Below are 16,958 nucleotides of genomic sequence, written 5' to 3'. Positions count from 1 at the left end.
AGGGGAGCCCGGCGGCGCTGCTCATGGGCAGTGGGCGGGCCGCTCACGGACGGTGCTGAGCTGATCACGGATGAGGGTGGGCCGCACACGCGAGGTGGCGGGCGGTCGTGGACGGTCGTGTGCGGTCGTGGGTGCGGGCGGTGCTCACGGGGGCGCCGCGCCGCGCGGCCCGCAGGCCGGCCTCAGTGCCGCGCGCCTTCCATCCCGGCCCCCAGTTCTTCGGCCATCGCCGCGCGCAACCGCAGCGTCCTGACGAGCCGCTGGAACGCCTCCGCCCAGTACCCCCCGGCTCCCGGCGACGCGTCCTCCGGTTCGTCCGGTATCGCCAGCAGGCCGTCTAGCCGGCCCGCCTCCGAGGGGTCGAGACAGCGTTCGGCCAGACCCATGACGCCGCTGAAGCTCCACGGATAGCTTCCCGCGTCACGGGCGATGTTGAGCGCGTCGACCACCGCTCGTCCGAGCGACGGGGCCCACGGCACCCCGCACATGCCGAGCAGCTGGAACGCCTCCGACAGACCGTGCGTAGCGATGAACCCGGCCACCCACTCGGCCCGTTCGCCGGATCCCAGGGTGCCGAGCAGTTTGGCCCGCTCGGCCAGGGACACCGCGCCCGGCCCCCCGGCCTCGGGCGCCGTGGGCGACCCGAGCAGCGCCCTCGCCCATGCGCCGTTCCGCTGCCGTACCGCCGCCCGGCACCACGCCGCGTGCAGATCGCCCTGCCAGTCGTCCGCCACCGGCAAGGCGACGATCTCCTCGGGGGTGCGTCCGCCGAGCCGTGCCGACCAGGCTCCGAGCGGGGCCGCTTCCACCAACTGGCCGAACCACCAGGACCGCTCCCCCCGGCCCGAGGGTGGCTTGGCGACGACGCCGTCCCGCTCCATGGCCGCGTCGCACTCGTGGGGCGCCTCGACCGCGATCGCCGGCGGGTCCGGGGTGCGGTCGAGGGACACGCACGTCACGGCCCGCGCCGCCATCCGCGCGGCGAGCGCCGAACCGGGCAGTGCGGACAGCAACTCCGCCGCCGTCGCCCGTACGTTGCGGCTGCGGTCGGCCAGCGCCTGCTCCAGGAACGGTTCGTCCGCCGGCTCCAGTCCCGTCCGCAGCGAGTCGAGGAACATCAGCCGGTCCTCGGCCCGCTCCGTCGCCCAGGTCGAGGCGAGCAACTCGCGCGCGGCCGCGGAATCGCGGGCACGCAGGGACGCCAGCAGCGCGACCCGCTCGGCGAACAGGCCCTCCTCCCAGAGCCGGCGCACCCGCTCCGCGGCATCGGGGCTCGACGGTACGGTGCCTCCGCCCGGCGTCGCGCGCAGGGCGAACCGCCAGTCCGGATTGAGCCGGGCCAGCCACAGGGCCCGGGGCCCCGCGAAGGCCAGCGCCGCCGGACGCAGGTCCGTACGTCCTCGTGCCGCGTCCAGCAGGGCCGGCAGCGCCTGGGGCGGAGCCGCGTAACCGCGGGCGTTCGCCGTCGCCAGCCACTGGGGCAGCAGCTCCATCAAGTCGGGCGCGGTACCCCTGCGGCCGCCGCCCCCCGTCCCGGCACGGTCGGTGAGCAGCATGGTGAGGCGTCGGGCCGCCGCGGCCGGCAACGGCGGACGGGGATCCTCCGGAGCCGGCTCCGGGCGCCGGGCCGCGCGGGCGGGGCGCAGCCCGGCGCGCCGGCGAACCGTCTCCGCCGCCGCCGCGTCCAGCAGCGCCGCCGGTGCGCCCGGGCCGGGCTCGCAGCCCGGGGGAGTACGGCGGTCCGTGCCGAGCAGTGCCGAGGTGACGAGTTCCTCCCAGACGCCCGGCACGGGCGCGTCCGCGGAAGCGGGTGTCGTGATCATGAGGCCCCCTCAGTTTCCCATTGGTTGCGTGTCGTCGGGTTCCGGTCCGTCCGGTCGTCGGATCTCGTTTCGACCGGTTTCGCTTGGTCGGGCCGCATTGGATCCGGCTCCGTTCCACCCGTTTTCGCGTCGTCCGGCCGCGTTCTATGGGACGGTCAGTACAGCGGCACCGCCGGACCAGGCCCGGTCGGCCAGGCCGTCAGTGGGGTGAAGCCCCGGTGGCCGCACTCGCCGAAGACCTTGACGGGCGCGCCGCCCGACAGGGCGACCAGGCGCCACAGCCCCGGGCGGTTGCCGGCCGCAGGGGCGAGCGGCAGCGCCGCGTCCCCGTCGGCGTCCGCCAACTGCCAGGAGTCACCGTCCGGTACCGGGACGACCCGCTCCAGGGTCACCGGCACCGAATCCAGCCACGGGTCGTCCCGGAGGGCCTCGCCGTAACCGATGGCCGCCTGGGGCGGCGTCACCCCCCGCGGGCGTATCTCCGCTGGCGCGGGCGGCGCGAACTGCCGGCCCAGAGCAGCTCGCCGCTGACCGGCCCCCGGATACGCCGACACCTCCGCCTCCAGAGCCAGCCCCACCGGCAGCGCCGGCTCCGGGGCCCGGCCTGCGGCGCCGTAGGAGAGGAGCAGCGCGGTGCGGCCGGTCTCCTCGCCGTACAGCCAGATGCGACGCGTCGTCAGCCGGGCGTCCGCGGTGTCGTACTGGGCGAGAACGAGCCAGCGGTCCCGCACCGGGGAGCCGTCCGCGGAGGCCGGCAGGCCGACGCGTGAACGGACCGTCGCCGCCAGGCCGTCCGGCAGCCGCTCGCGGCGCAGCCAGCCCTGGTCCAGAAGGTGAAGGAGGGCGCACTCCTCCAGCAGCCTGACCGGCCAGCCGGGACCGGACGACGGTATGGCCCCCAGCTCCCGCACCCGTGAGGCCAGCCCGGACGCCTGGGCGTCGACCATGCGGGCCGCAGTCTCCTCCCACAGCCCGTACCCCGCCTGCTCCGCGCCGGCCAGGCCGCCGCGCAGCAGGTCCGTCAGCCGCTGCTCCAACTCCGTCGCGCCCGCGGTGATCCGCTCGGCCCGCTGTGCCGCCCGGCGTCGCGCCGCCTCCGGATCACCGGGCCCGGCCGCGGAACCGGATGCGCCCGCCGCCGTCTTCTCCGCCGTCCGCTCGCGTCGTCCGACGATCCACTGCTCCGCCCAGTCCGGGGGCTCGGCCACCGGTACCGCTACCTCGCCGCCGACCCACAGCAGCAACAGCCCGAGCGCGTGCTTGCACGGAAACTTTCGGCTCGGGCAGCCGCACTTGTACGCGGGCCCGGACACGTCCGCTATGTCGACGACGGTCTGGTACGGCTTGCTGCCGCTGCCCTTGCACAGCCCCCACACCGCCCCCTCGTCGGAACTCCCCACCTCGAACCACGGCCCGGCCGCTCCGAGCTTGCTTCCCGCTCTGCGTGACGCGACGTCAGGCGCCAGTGCCAGCACCTGGTCCGCGGTCCAGCGCACCCCCTGCTGTGTCATGTCTCCGAAGGTAGGTCCAGCCACTGACAATCGGTCACGACGGCGCATTTGTGCAGGTCAGAGCGATTGTCAGTGGCGTAGTGCACCGTGGATGACAGATCGAACCGGCCGAGCTGGAGGGGGAATCAGCCATGCCTGTGTCCGTAGAACCGACTTTCGCCGAACCGATGCCCGCCGAACCGGCGTCCGTTGAACCGGCGTCTGCGGAAGCGGCGTCCGTGGGAAGGGCGTCCGTCGACCCGAACCGGAGCGGGGCCATGGCCGGTGCGGAGGTCTTGCGTCCGCACGCCGAGAACGCCTTCGCGGCCGAACTGGCCGCGCTCGCCGCGCAGGACGACCGTCCGCGACCGACCCGCTGGAAACTGTCGCCGTGGGCCGTCGCCACCTACCTGCTGGGCGGCACCCTGCCCGACGGCACGGTGATCACCCCGAAATACGTGGGCCCCCGCCGGATCGTCGAGGTCGCCGTCACCACGCTCGCCACCGACCGCGCCCTGCTCCTGCTCGGCGTGCCCGGCACCGCGAAGACCTGGGTGTCCGAACACCTCGCCGCGGCCGTCAGCGGCGACTCGACCCTGCTGGTGCAGGGCACGGCCGGCACCCCCGAGGAGGCGATCCGCTACGGCTGGAACTACGCGCGGCTCCTCGCCCACGGCCCCAGCCGGGACGCCCTCGTCTCCAGCCCGGTGATGCGGGCCATGGCGGAGGGCATGACCGCCCGCGTGGAGGAACTGACCCGCATTCCGGCCGACGTGCAGGACACACTCATCACGATCCTGTCGGAGAAGACCCTGCCGATACCGGAGCTGGGGCAGGAGGTGCAGGCCGTCAGCGGCTTCAACGTGATCGCCACCGCCAACGACCGGGACCGCGGGGTCAACGACCTGTCCAGCGCCCTGCGCCGCCGCTTCAACACCGTCGTGCTGCCGTTGCCGGAGACCGCCGAGGCCGAGGTCGAGATCGTCTCGCGCCGCGTCGACCAGATCGGCCGCTCCCTCGACCTGCCGTCGGCGCCCGACGGCATCGACGAGATCCGCCGGGTCGTCACCGTCTTCCGCGAGCTGCGCGACGGGCTGACGAGCGACGGGCGCACGAAGGTGAAGTCGCCCAGCGGCACGCTGTCGACGGCCGAGGCCATCTCCGTCGTCACCAACGGTCTCGCACTGGCCGCCCACTTCGGTGACGGGGTGCTGCGGCCGGGCGACGTGGCCGCGGGCATCCTCGGCGCCGTCGTCCGCGACCCGGCCGCCGACCGCGTCATCTGGCAGGAGTACCTGGAGACGGTCGTCCGCGAGCGCGAGGGATGGAAGGACTTCTACCGGGCCTGCCGGGAGGTGAGCGCGTGAAGGGCATGGGGACGCGGACGCGACGCGGGACGGGTGTTCCGGTACTCGGCTCGACGGGTGACGACGAGGACTCGACCTGGACCCGTAGGCGAGGGGGACGGTGTGACTGGCGCTGACAGGACCGGGAGCGAGGGGAGCGGAGGGAGCGGTGCCGGTGGCTTCGGGGATGGACCGTGGCTGCTGGGCGTACGCCACCACGGTCCGGGATCGGCACGGGCGGTCCGGGCCGCGCTACAGGCCACCCGGCCGGGGGTCGTGCTCATCGAAGGCCCGCCGGAGGCCGACGCCCTGATCCCGTTGGCCGCCGACGAGGACATGCGGCCGCCGGTCGCGCTCCTCGCCCACGCCGTGGACGAACCCGGCCGATCGGCGTTCTGGCCGCTGGCCGAGTTCTCCCCGGAGTGGGTGGCCGTCCGCTGGGCCCTGGAACACGACGTGCCGGCCCGCTTCATCGACCTGCCCGCCACGCACACGCTCGCGTGGCAGGCGGCGAAGGGTACGGGGGAGGAGACGGAGGCGGAGCCGGGGGAGCCCGCCCCGGGCGAGGGGGACGAGCCCGGTGCCGCCGTCCCCGACGTCCCCGCCGTCCCCGACGTCCCCGCCGTCCCCGACGTCCGGGCCGATCCGCTCGCCGCCCTCGCCGAGGCCGCCGGCCACGACGATCCCGAGCGCTGGTGGGAGGACGTCGTCGAGCACCGGGGCACGGAAGGCGAGGACGCGCTCGCGCCGTTCACGGCACTGGAGGAGGCCATGGGGGCGCTGCGGGAGACGGAGGAGGAAGGGGGACACGACCGGGACCTGGTGCGGGAGGCGTACATGCGGCTCCAGGTACGGGCGGCGGCACGTGAGTTCGCCCAGGGCGTCGCCGTGGTCTGCGGGGCCTGGCACGTGCCGGCGCTCCGCCGCAAGGTCACCGTCGCCGCCGACCGGGCGCTGCTGAAAGGGCTGCCCAGGGCGAAGGTGGACATGACCTGGGTCCCCTGGACCCACCGCAGGCTGTCCCGGACCAGTGGATACGGGGCGGGCATCGAGTCGCCGGGCTGGTACGGGCACCTGTTCGCAGCGGCGGACCGGCCGGTGGAACGCTGGCTGACCAAGGTGGCCGGCCTGCTGCGGGAGGAGGACCGGATCGTCTCCTCGGCGCACGTCATCGAGGCGGTGCGGCTGGCCGAGACCCTCGCGGCGATGCGCGGGCGCCCGCTGCCCGGGCTGAGTGAGACGACGGACGCCGTACGGGCGGTGATGTGCGAGGGCTCGGACGTGCCGCTGGCGCTGGTGCACGACCGGCTGGTGGTGGGGGACGTGCTGGGCGAGGTGCCTCCGGGAGCGCCCGCGGTGCCGTTGCAGCGGGACCTCTCCCGGATCCAGCGGCGGCTGCGGCTCAAACCGGAGGCGCGGGAGCGGGAACTGGAGCTCGACCTGCGCAAGGAGACCGACGCGGGACGCAGCAGACTGCTGCACCGGCTGCGGCTGCTCGGCGTCGGCTGGGGTGAGCCGGCCGCCTCGCGGGGCAGCACGGGCACGTTCCGGGAGACGTGGCGACTGCGGTGGGAACCGGAGCTGTCGGTGCGGGTCGCCGAGGCCGGAGTGTGGGGCACGACCGTGCTCGCCGCCGCGACCGCCAGGGCCGAGGCCGACGCCGTCACGGCGCGGGGCCTCGCCGATGTCACCGCGCTCGCCGAACGCTGCCTGCTGGCCGAACTGCCGGACGCGCTCGCCCCGGTGATGCGGATACTCGCCGACCGAGCCGCACTCGACACGGACGTCGGCCACCTCGCCCAGGCCCTGCCGGCCCTCGTCCGTTCCCTGCGCTACGGCGATGTGCGCGGCACCGACACCGGCGCCCTCGCCGAGGTCGCCGCGGGCCTCGCCGAGCGGGTCTTCGTCGGTCTGCCCGCGGCCTGCGCCGCACTGGACGCGGACGCGGCCGAGGAGATGCGCCGGCACGTGGACGCCGTACACGGGGCGGTGGGCATGCTCGGTGACGCCGCCGCGCCCGGCCACGGCGACCTGCGGTCCCGCTGGCGGGCCGTGCTGCGGGCCCTTTCCGCGCGGGACACCGTGCCCGGCGTCGTCCGGGGGCGCGCCGTACGGCTCCTGCTGGACGACGGTGAGCTGGTGCCGGACGAGGCGGCGCGGCTCATGGGCCTGGTGCTGTCACCGGGGACGCCGCCGGCGGACGCGGCGGCATGGGTCGAGGGCTTCGTCGGCGGGGGCTCGGGCGGCGGCATGCTCCTCCTCCACGACGAGCGGCTGCTCGGCCTGATCGACGCCTGGCTGACCGGAGTACCGGCGGAGGCGTTCACGGACGTGCTGCCGCTGCTGCGGCGCACCTTCTCGGCCTATGAGCCGGGGGTGCGGCGCGGCCTCGGTGAGCTGGTCCGGCGCGGCCCGGAGCGGCGGGGGAGTGTGACGACGGCCGGCGCCGGCATACCCGGCTTCGCGGCCGGGCTCGACACCGCACGCGCCGACGCCGTGCTGCCGGTGATCCGACTGTTGCTGGGCTTGGACGCGCCGGACGCGCCGGACGCGCCGGACGCGCCGGACTCGGCGGGAGTGGCGGACTCGGCGGGTGTGGCGGACCCAGTGGTCGTGGCGGACGCGACCAAGGAGGCGGACGCGAACAAGGAGGAGGCCGACACAGTGGGCGGGGCGGATACGTCCGGCGCGGGCACCGGAAACGCCCGGCCCTGCGCGGGCGGCCGACCGCCGGGCGCTGACGACAACGACCTCGTGGGGGTGGACGTATGACGACCGAGCCGGTGGATGCCGACACGGCGGCCGACACGGCCCAGGAACGGCTTCGGCGGTGGCGACTCGTGCTCGGCGGCGACCCGGCCGACGGCACCGGCCACACGCTCGCCGGACAGGACGCCGCGATGGACGGTGCGCTCACCGCGCTCTACGGGAAGGGGGACGCCCCACGGGCGGGGCGCGACCGTTCGGCCGGGCTCGGAGCCTCGGCGCCGGCCGTGGCGCGTTGGCTGGGGGACATCCGGACCTACTTCCCCTCCTCCGTGGTGCAGGTCATGCAGCGGGACGCGATCGACCGGCTCGGCCTCGCCACGCTTCTGCTGGAGCCGGAGATGCTCGAGGCCGTGGAGGCCGACGTGCACCTCGTCGGCACCCTGCTCTCTCTCAACAGGGCGATGCCGGAGACGACGAAGGAGACGGCGCGGGCCGTCGTGCGCAAGGTCGTCGAGGACCTGGAGAAACGGCTCGCCACCCGCACCCGGGCCACCCTCACCGGCGCCCTGGACCGCAGCGCCCGGATCAGCCGGCCCCGCCACCACGACATCGACTGGAACCGCACGATCGCGGCCAACCTCAAGCACTACCTGCCCGAGTACCGGACGATCGTGCCGGAGCGGCTCGTCGGATACGGGCGGGCGTCCCGGTCCGTGAGGAAGGAGGTCGTCCTCTGCGTCGACCAGTCCGGGTCGATGGCGGCGTCGGTCGTGTACGCGTCCGTGTTCGGGGCCGTGCTGGCGTCCATGCGGTCGATCGACACCCGGCTCGTCGTCTTCGACACGTCGGTCGTCGACCTCACCGACCAGCTCGACGACCCGGTCGACGTGCTCTTCGGTACACAGCTCGGCGGCGGCACGGACATCAACCGCGCGCTGGCGTACTGCCAGTCGCAGATCACCCGGCCCACCGAGACGGTGGTCGTGCTGATCAGCGACCTGTACGAGGGAGGCATACGGGACGAGATGCTCAAGAGGGTCGCGGCGATGAAGGCGGCGGGGGTGCAGTTCGTGACGCTGCTGGCGCTGTCCGACGAGGGGGCGCCCGCGTACGACCGGGAGCACGCGGCGGCGCTCGCCGCGCTGGACGCGCCGGCCTTCGCCTGCACGCCCGATCTCTTCCCGGAGGTGATGGCGGCGGCGATCGAGAAGCGGCCCCTGCCGGTACCGGACGCCGGGTGACGATTTGTCGATCGAGGCGGCCTGATTCCTGCCAGTAAAACGGACATGACTACCCATCGGTGAGTCCGGGCTTGCGCAGTGTCCGGACTCACGTGCGAGGATCGCGCGGCGTGTCGATGCGTTGATCGATGCGCTTCCCCGTTCCGCCGCACGCGAGGAATCTCCCTCTCTTGACCTGGTCAGCGCCCCTGCCCGGTGCCGCTCTGCGCATGATGCGCACGGCGGCCGGGCGGCGTGCGCTGCACGTGGCGTTGCTGGTGGGCGGGTTGTTCGTGCTCGGGGTGCTCTGCGGAGAGCGGGCGCAGGCGGCCGGAGGAGCGCCGCCGTCGCCGAGGGACGCGGTCGGCCAGGTCGTCGACGTTTTGGTGGAGGGCCCGCGAGAAGGACGGGGACCAGCCGTCACGGCCGAGAACGTCGTCCGCTCCGTGGAAGGCCGGGCCCTGGGGCCGGTAGGTGACGTGGTCGGTGACACGGTGGAGACGGTGACCGAGGGGCTCGGGTTCGAGGCGGTCGCACAGACCGAGGTGCCGCTGCCCTCGCTGTCCCCATCGCCCCCACCGCCCCCATTGCCCTCGCTGTCGTCGATGCCACCGTTGTCGGCGCTTCCGGACCCGGTTGACCCGTCCGGCCCGTCCGGCCCCCCTGATCTGCCTGGCCTGTCCGGCCTTCTCGGGCGGTCTATGCCGGTCGGCACGGACCCGCAGCCCGGGCCTCCGGCCACGGTGCCCGACACCTCCGGCGCGGCTGACGATCCCGGCACGGCTGTCACCTCCGACACGCCTGATACGTCCGGGGCCACCGACGCCGGGACCTCGGACCGAGCCGGGGGCGCGGCGCAGGCCGCCTACGGGCCGGAGCAAGTCGTGGAGCACGTCGTCCGCGTGGCGCCCGCCGCGGCGCACGTCGACACCCACCGTGCCGAGCCCGCCCCCACCGAGCCCGCCCCCACCGAGCCCGCCCCCGCCCACCGTGCACCCACCGGCGATCCCGACGGCACGTTGGGCAGCGCGTCCGGTGCCGACCAGGGGCCGCCGCGGCAGGGGGACGCGCACGCGCTCACCCCGCACCACCGGATCCCGTTCCGGCTCGTGCCCGGCGCCCTGGCGCGCGCCGACGCGGCCGAGACCCAGGACCGGTACCGGGACATTCCCGTCTCTCCCGCCTAGAGCAGGGCCTTCCTCCGACGCAGACGACGCGATCCCGCCGCGCGGGAGCGGAGAGGCCTGCCCGCCGTCCGGACGCCTTCTCACTCCTCCGGTCACTCGTCCGGTCACTCCTCCGGGCGGACGCCGCCGGGTCGCCTCGCCGGATCGCCGGATCGCCGGATCGCCGGGTCGCCGGGTCGCCGGATCACCGGCGCCGGGCTGCGCCCCGTACGGCCTCCTGACAGCTTCCGAAAGGTTCTGACAGCCTCTGACCTCCCCGCTCGCCGTGGCCATCGCGCGATGCCCGCGACCACCGCGGCGGGCGCCGACCCCGCGGGGCGGCAGGCCTCGGACGGCCGAAATCCGTCGGCCCCCGTCCGCCCGAAGCCCCGCGGTCGGGGCCGGCCGGTCCCCATTGGGGTGGGGACCGGCCGGCCCGCGCTCCCGGAGGACCGCACCCGTGCGGCCTCCGGGAGCCCGACGGGCCTCACCGGGCCAACCCCAGCCCGGTGAGGCCCCTCCCACGGTCCACTGAGCCCTCCATGACCTGCGGAGCCCGTTCCACGGAGCCCCTCCACGGCACTCGGAGAGCCCTCTCCCACGGTCCTCGGGAGCCCCCTCACCCAGACCCTGCCCACCCCTCACACCCGGCACCGCGTGCCAGTGAGCGCGGCATCATGTGACAGGCATCACCGCTCAGGTGTGACCCACGATTTAGAGACCCCCCGCAAGCGGCGATAACCTGCGAGACGGACATGCCGCGCGCTCGGACACCGTGTGCGCCCCCCTTGTGACTCACAGCGGACGTCACGTTGCCCTTCGCGGCACGCCCACGCATCCAACGAACCGCGAGATCACTGATAGGGACGGAAGCGCGTGGACCTGTTCGAGTACCAGGCGAGGGACCTCTTCGCCAAGCACGATGTACCGGTGCTGGCCGGTGAAGTCATCGACACGCCTGAGGCGGCGCGCGAGATCACCGAGCGTCTGGGCGGCAAGTCCGTCGTCAAGGCGCAGGTGAAGGTCGGTGGTCGCGGCAAGGCCGGTGGCGTGAAGCTGGCCGCCTCCGCGGACGAGGCCGTCGCACGGGCGACGGACATTCTCGGCATGGACATCAAGGGCCACACGGTCCACAAGGTGATGCTGGCCGAGACCGCCCCGGAGATCGTCGAGGAGTACTACGTCTCCTTCCTCCTCGACCGTGCCAACCGCACCTTCCTCTCCATCGCCTCCGTCGAGGGCGGCATGGAGATCGAGGAGGTGGCGGCCACCCGTCCGGAGGCCGTCGCCAAGACGCCGATCGACGCGATCGACGGCGTGACGCCCGAGAAGGCGCGGGAGATCGTCGAGGCCGCGAAGTTCCCGGCCGAGGTCGCCGACAAGGTCGCCGACATCCTGGTCAAGCTGTGGGACACCTTCATCAAGGAGGACGCCCTCCTGGTCGAGGTCAACCCGCTGGCCAAGGTCGTCTCCGGCGATGTCATCGCCCTCGACGGCAAGGTGTCGCTCGACGACAACGCCGAGTTCCGTCACCCCGACTTCGAGGAGCTCCACGACAAGGCTGCGGCCAACCCGCTCGAGGCCGCCGCCAAGGAGAAGAACCTCAACTACGTCAAGCTCGACGGCGAGGTCGGCATCATCGGCAACGGCGCGGGTCTCGTCATGAGCACCCTCGACGTCGTCGCGTACGCCGGTGAGGCGCACGGCAACGTGAAGCCCGCCAACTTCCTGGACATCGGTGGCGGCGCCTCCGCCCAGGTCATGGCGAACGGCCTGGAGATCATCCTCGGCGACCCGGACGTCCGCTCCGTGTTCGTCAACGTCTTCGGCGGCATCACCGCCTGCGACGAGGTCGCCAACGGCATCGTCCAGGCGCTGAAGCTCCTGGAGGACCGCGGCGAGAAGGTCGAGAAGCCGCTCGTCGTCCGTCTCGACGGCAACAACGCCGAGCTGGGCCGCAAGATCCTCACCGACGCCAACCACCCGCTGGTCCAGCGCGTCGACACCATGGACGGCGCGGCCGACAAGGCCGCCGAGCTGGCTCACGCCGCCGCCAAGTAAGCACTCAGGACGAGGACACCAACACACCATGGCTATCTGGCTCAACAAGGACAGCAAGGTCATCGTCCAGGGCATGACCGGTGCCACCGGCATGAAGCACACCAAGCTCATGCTGGGTGACGGCACCGAGGTCGTGGGCGGCGTGAACCCGCGCAAGGCGGGCACCTCCGTGGACTTCGACGGCACCGAGGTACCGGTCTTCGGCACCGTCAAGGAGGCCATCGAGAAGACCGGCGCCAACGTCTCCGTCATCTTCGTGCCGGAGAAGTTCACCAAGGACGCCGTCGTCGAGGCCATCGACGCCGAGATCCCGCTGGCCGTCGTGATCACCGAGGGCATCGCCGTGCACGACTCGGCCGCCTTCTGGTCGTACGCCGGCAAGAAGGGCAACAAGACCCGGATCATCGGCCCGAACTGCCCCGGCATCATCACGCCGGGCCAGTCCAACGTCGGCATCATCCCGGGCGACATCACCAAGCCGGGCCGTATCGGTCTGGTCTCGAAGTCCGGCACGCTGACGTACCAGATGATGTACGAGCTGCGTGACATCGGCTTCTCGACCGCCGTCGGCATCGGTGGCGACCCGATCATCGGCACCACGCACATCGACGCGCTCGCCGCGTTCGAGGCCGACCCCGAGACCGACCTGATCGTCATGATCGGTGAGATCGGTGGCGACGCCGAGGAGCGTGCGGCCGAGTTCGTCAAGGCCAACGTGACCAAGCCGGTCGTCGGCTACGTCGCCGGCTTCACCGCGCCCGAGGGCAAGACCATGGGCCACGCCGGTGCCATCGTCTCCGGTTCGTCCGGTACCGCCCAGGCGAAGAAGGAGGCCCTGGAGGCCGCCGGTGTCAAGGTCGGCAAGACGCCGACCGAGACGGCGAAGCTCGCCCGCGCCATCCTCGCCGGCTGACACCTCGTCGGCCGGGCACCTTCCGGCCGATCCGGTACGCCGAGTGGCCCGCCCTGTTCACGGGGGCGGGCCACTCGGCGTAACGGCATGTGGTGCGAGCCCGGCCGGGCTCATTCGAGTCGGGGCGTCAGCCGCTCCGGTCCGTCCTGCAACTGGTCCCGCAGCTTCTGCCGCAGCTCCAGCTGCTCGTCCGACAGCGCCCCCGGCGCCACCCGGGGCGGCACCCCGCGCACCGTCTCCCCCGGGGACACGGGCGGTTCGTAGTGCGTGGGCGAGGTGCGCAGGGTCAGGGCCGTGGTCCCGATCAGGGCGACCGTGAAGGCGATCGCGGCCCGGGTCCAGAACCGCGCCCGGCGCTCGCTGCCCAGCCGCACCGTCGGTGGCCTGCCCGCCCGCAGCCGCTCGTTCGACGCCAGCTCGGCCAGCCGCTGGTGCAGCACCTGAGGATCGGCCAGCTCGGGGAGCCGGTCGGCGACGGCCTCGCGGGCGCGCAGGAGCCGGTTCGCCGCCGCCGGGGTGCTCGCCTCCGTCTCCGCGGCCGTCTCCGGCAGGTCGAGGCCCACACCGTCGTACAGCACGAGCGTGCGGCGGTGCGGCGCGGGGAGTCTGAGGAGCGTGTTCAGCAGGGTGCGGTCGCCGGGGTCGGCGGGCGGCGGCTCCGGGTGCCGATGGCGCAGCCGGAACCGCTGCCAGGGCGAGAGCGCGAACTCGTACGCCGTCGCCCGCACCCAGCCCACCGGGTCGCGGTCGCGGGCCACCTCGGGCCAGTTCTCCCAGGCGGCTTGGAAGGCACGCTCCACCGACTCGCGCGCCAGCTCGCGGCGGCCGGTCAGCAGAAACGTCTGGCGTACGAGGGCGGAGGCGCTGAAATCGTAGAGTGCGTCGAAAGCCTGAACGGGCGTCAAGGCGACCGGACCGGGCATTGGCTCGGGGCGCGGCTCCGGACCTGACTCCTGCTCAGCCGCTGCCCCTGCCGCTGCCACTGTCTCCGTCTTAGCGTCCGCGTCAGCGTCCGCCTCCGCATCGGCCTCCGGCTCCCGCAGGCTCAATGGTTTCGCGGGGAGTACGAGGCTGTCGACGGCCTGCTCGGAGGTGTGCGCCGACCCGGCACCGATGGCCACCACGACGGGCACCGGCTTCGTCCGCCCCGCCGTCGTCTCCGGGGCGAGTGCGCTCAGCAGCTTCGCGTACGCCTCCCGTTTCCGGCCGCGCGGAGTCGTGCGGCCGCTCTCCCACGCACGGACCGTCCCGCGGGTGACACCCACCCGTTCCGCGAGCTGAGCCTGCGTCAGGCCGGCGGCCTCACGTAGGCGTCGGCGTGCCTTGGGAGGAGGGAGCGGGGTGGCGGGGCTCCGCGTCACAGGGCACTCCTTCGTACGAAAAAGTACATAAACATATATTGAGCGACACAACGGGCCTTCGCCTGTTACGCCGGTAAAGCGCGTGTCGTTGGGAGCATGGCGGGCGTGATCCAGACGACCGTTCGCCGAGCCCCGTTGTCCCTGCTGCGCACCCGCTGGCGCGACCGGTCGCCCGGGCTGGCCGCCGGCCTCCTGGGCGGCGCGGTCGCGGCGGGACTGGGACTGGCGTCGTACGCCGTGCTCGTGACGGTGCTGTGGATCAGTTCGCCGTACCCCGACAACGGACCCGGCGGTGCCCTGCACGTAGCCGCTGCCCTGTGGTTGCTGGCACACGGAGCCGAACTGGTCCGTGTCGACACGCTCTCCGGCGGCTCCGCGCCCGTCGGCGTCACGCCGTTGCTGCTGCTCCTGCTTCCGGTGTGGCTGTTGCACCGGGCGGCCCGGGACGCCACGGACCAGGGGGACGGCGTGGGGCTGGTCGTAGGGGCGGGTGCGGGTGTGGGTATGGGCGTGGAGGCGGGGGCGGGGGCGGGGCTCGGGGCGCGTCCTGGCGGGGGCGGGGACCTTCCGGACACCGGACCGCCGCCCGTCTCCGCGCGCATCGCCTGGGCCGGGGTCGTGCTCGGGTATCTCGCCGTCGCCGCGCCCGTCGTGCTGTACTCGGCGGGCGGTGCGTTGCGTCCGTCCTGGTGGTGGGCGGTGGTGTGGCTGCCGCTGGTGGCCATGGGCGCGGCGGGCGCGGGGGTGTGGACGGCGTTCGGCCGCCCGGGCGGGCCGGTGGGGCGGGCGCTGCGGGTACTGCCCCGGAACCTGCGGGAACTGGTGGTGGAGCCGGACGCGCGCCTGGGTGCAGCGACGCGCGCCGCGGGCGCCGGTGCGGCGGTCCTCGTCGGTGGCGGGGCGCTGTTGCTCGCGGTGTCGCTGGTGTGGCACGGAGTCGCCGCCCGGGACGCGTTCCTGCGGCTGACCGAGGGATGGTCGGGCCACTTCGCCGTGCTGCTGCTCTGTCTGACGCTGGTGCCGAACGCGGCGGTGTGGGCGGCGGCGTACGCCCTCGGCCCCGGATTCGCGCTCGGCACCGGGCACGTGGTCGACCCCTTCTCGTCCGCCCCCGCGCCGTTGCTGCCGCCGTTCCCGCTGCTGGCGGCGGTGCCGGACGCGGGCCCGGGTACGCCGCTGCACTGGGCGGCCGGGATGGTGCCGCTGGCGGCGGGGGCGGTGGTGGGGTGGTTCACGGCGCGGGCGGCGACCGGGGCGGACCCGGGCGCTGCCCAGACCGCCGTGGCGTGGTCGTGGCGGCGGACCGCCGGCGCCGCCGCGCTGGCCGCCGTGCTGTGCGCGGTCCTCGTCGCTCTGCTGGCCGCGCTGGCGGGCGGGCCGCTCGGGGGCGGCGTCCTCGCCCGGTTCGGGCCGGTGTGGTGGCAGGCCGGGGGCGCGACGCTGGCGTGGGTCGGGGTGGTGGCCGTACCGGTGGCGGTGGGCGCGCGGGTGTGGCGGGGCCGGAGGAGGCGGGGCGCCGTCCCGGCGCCGGCGGGGGAGACGGCCGGGGGTGTGGCCGACGCCGGTGGGCGTCGGTGGGCGCGGGTTGCCTGGTCCTCGGCAGGGCGGTGGTGGGACAGGGGCGAGGGGGGACGGCGGTGGTGGCCCTGAACGGGCCCCGTCCTCGGCTCGGACGCCGGACGGGCTGAGCCCGCCCGGCGTCGGCAACGCGGTGAGGAACGCGTCGTCAGAAGCCGAGGCCAGAGCCGACGCGTCGGAGCCACGCATCGGAGCCGACGCGTCAGAGCCGACGCGTCAGAGCCGACGCCACGAGGTCGGCGTCAGTGAGGTCGACGTCAGTGAGGTCGACGCCAGGAAGTCGGCGTCAGTCCTCCGTGCCCAGCAGGTCCCGGAGCTGCTCCGGGAGGTGGGTCTCGCAGGACTGCTTCGCCTGGTTGGTCAGGGCGTCGTTCCGGCAGGTGTAGTAGTCGTTGTAGATCAGCTGGGCGCTGAAGGACGCGGCGACCAGGACGATGGCCAGGGAGGACGTGACCAGGCCGCTGATCGCGGCGGTGCGCTGCGGGCGGCCGGTCTGTGGGGCGGGCGGGGCCGGGGTGTCCGGGTCGGCGGCGGCGCGGGGCTTGGCGCGCAGCGCGCTGATGCCCCAGTACAGGGCCAGCGCGCCGAGCAGCAGGGCCACGTACGGCCAGGTGAAGAGCGCGAAGAAGAGCGCCCACATGCCGCTCAGCAGGGCGTAGCGGGCACGCCGCTGGGTGGGGTCCGTCGGGTCCCAGCGCTGACCCGTGCCACCGCCGGGCCCCTCGGGGCCGGAACCGGACGGGCCGGGCCGCTCGCCGAAGCCGTCGGGGGAGCGGCCCGGCTGCCGGTCGCTCCACTGCCGGCCCCACGGCGAACGTCCGCCGCCCTGGGAATCACCCTGGGATTCTCCGCCGTCACCCGACGGGGACCGCGGCTGCCAGGGGCGGTCCGGCGAGCCCTCCGGGGGCGGTGCGAACGGATTGTCCTTGTCGGTGGCGCCGTCCCGATCGCCGCCGTTCGTCCCGTCCGAGGGGGTGTCGGGCGGTGAGGAGGGGCGGCGCTCCCGCAGCAACACGGTGCTGCGCTCCCCTGGCTGTGCCGACTGCTGGGGGAGCGTGAGCAGTCGCAGGCTGCGGTCCGGCATCAAGTGAGCGTCTTCCCCTTGGCGATAAGGAACGGGCGAACTGGTCGGCACGACTGGTGAACGCGTGGCGCGCGAGTCGCGTTCCCGGTCCGGCTCCACGCAGACGCTACCTTCCGGCCACGCCCCCGTCCCGAGGGGGCCGCCCGGTGTGCCGGTATCGTTGCTGACGGTCGGCCGCTTCGTAGACTTCCCCGTATCCGGGGGCGC

General features: G+C 73.9%; 11 protein-coding genes. 7 read left to right on the top strand and 4 right to left on the bottom strand.

Annotated features, from left to right (window positions below):
* Window positions 1-182: 182 nt before the first annotated feature.
* Both QC283_RS05905 and QC283_RS05900 read right to left on the bottom strand, forming a co-directional pair.
* Complete coding sequence (locus QC283_RS05905) at window positions 183-1,823, bottom strand: DUF5691 domain-containing protein (protein WP_279560276.1); 1,641 nt, start codon at window positions 1,821-1,823, stop codon at window positions 183-185.
* Between the two features lie 155 nt (window positions 1,824-1,978).
* Complete coding sequence (locus QC283_RS05900; RefSeq protein WP_279560275.1) at window positions 1,979-3,334, bottom strand: SWIM zinc finger family protein; 1,356 nt, start codon at window positions 3,332-3,334, stop codon at window positions 1,979-1,981.
* Window positions 3,335-3,591: 257 nt separating this feature from the next.
* On the opposite strand from QC283_RS05900, the gene QC283_RS05895 reads away from it, so the two are divergent.
* The 6 genes from QC283_RS05895 to sucD all read left to right on the top strand — a co-directional run bounded on the left by QC283_RS05895 (window position 3,592) and on the right by sucD (window position 12,728).
* Window positions 3,592-4,680, top strand: a complete 1,089-nt coding sequence (locus QC283_RS05895) for an ATP-binding protein (RefSeq protein ID WP_279560274.1) — start codon at window positions 3,592-3,594, stop codon at window positions 4,678-4,680.
* Between the two features lie 102 nt (window positions 4,681-4,782).
* Window positions 4,783-7,431 carry a DUF5682 family protein gene (locus tag QC283_RS05890; RefSeq protein WP_279560273.1) on the top strand — a complete coding sequence of 883 codons (2,649 nt, stop codon included), beginning with the start codon at window positions 4,783-4,785 and terminating at the stop codon, window positions 7,429-7,431.
* On the top strand, window positions 7,428-8,609 hold the full coding sequence (locus tag QC283_RS05885) for a VWA domain-containing protein (RefSeq protein ID WP_279560272.1): 1,182 nt from the start codon (window positions 7,428-7,430) through the stop codon (window positions 8,607-8,609). The genes QC283_RS05890 and QC283_RS05885 overlap by 4 nt, the downstream gene beginning before the upstream one ends.
* 170 nt (window positions 8,610-8,779) lie before the next feature.
* Window positions 8,780-9,775: a hypothetical protein gene (locus QC283_RS05880; RefSeq protein ID WP_279560271.1), complete on the top strand. Its 996-nt coding sequence runs from the start codon at window positions 8,780-8,782 to the stop codon at window positions 9,773-9,775.
* 855 nt (window positions 9,776-10,630) lie between these two features.
* Window positions 10,631-11,815, top strand: a complete 1,185-nt coding sequence (gene sucC / locus QC283_RS05875; protein ID WP_279560270.1) for an ADP-forming succinate--CoA ligase subunit beta — start codon at window positions 10,631-10,633, stop codon at window positions 11,813-11,815.
* A 28-nt stretch (window positions 11,816-11,843) separates the two neighbouring features.
* Window positions 11,844-12,728: a succinate--CoA ligase subunit alpha gene (gene sucD, locus QC283_RS05870; RefSeq protein ID WP_279560269.1), complete on the top strand. Its 885-nt coding sequence runs from the start codon at window positions 11,844-11,846 to the stop codon at window positions 12,726-12,728.
* 110 nt (window positions 12,729-12,838) lie between these two features.
* Here the strand turns inward: sucD and QC283_RS05865 are convergent, their stop codons facing one another.
* Window positions 12,839-14,089, bottom strand: coding sequence for a helix-turn-helix domain-containing protein (locus tag QC283_RS05865; RefSeq protein ID WP_279560268.1), 1,251 nt, complete (start codon window positions 14,087-14,089; stop codon window positions 12,839-12,841).
* A gap of 96 nt (window positions 14,090-14,185) precedes the next feature.
* Between QC283_RS05865 and QC283_RS05860 the strand changes: the two genes are divergently transcribed.
* Window positions 14,186-15,739, top strand: a complete 1,554-nt coding sequence (locus tag QC283_RS05860; protein WP_279560267.1) for a cell division protein PerM — start codon at window positions 14,186-14,188, stop codon at window positions 15,737-15,739.
* Between the two features lie 214 nt (window positions 15,740-15,953).
* Here QC283_RS05860 and QC283_RS05855 read toward each other — a convergent pair whose 3' ends face one another.
* Entirely contained in the window at window positions 15,954-16,751 is a 798-nt protein-coding gene (locus QC283_RS05855; protein ID WP_279560266.1) for a hypothetical protein, read from the bottom strand.
* Window positions 16,752-16,958: the final 207 nt, after the last annotated feature.

Origin of the sequence: Streptomyces sp. DH41 (assembly GCF_029813785.1) — a bacterium.
Lineage (GTDB): Bacteria > Actinomycetota > Actinomycetes > Streptomycetales > Streptomycetaceae > Streptomyces.
This window is presented reverse-complemented; position numbering and strand designations above follow the sequence as displayed.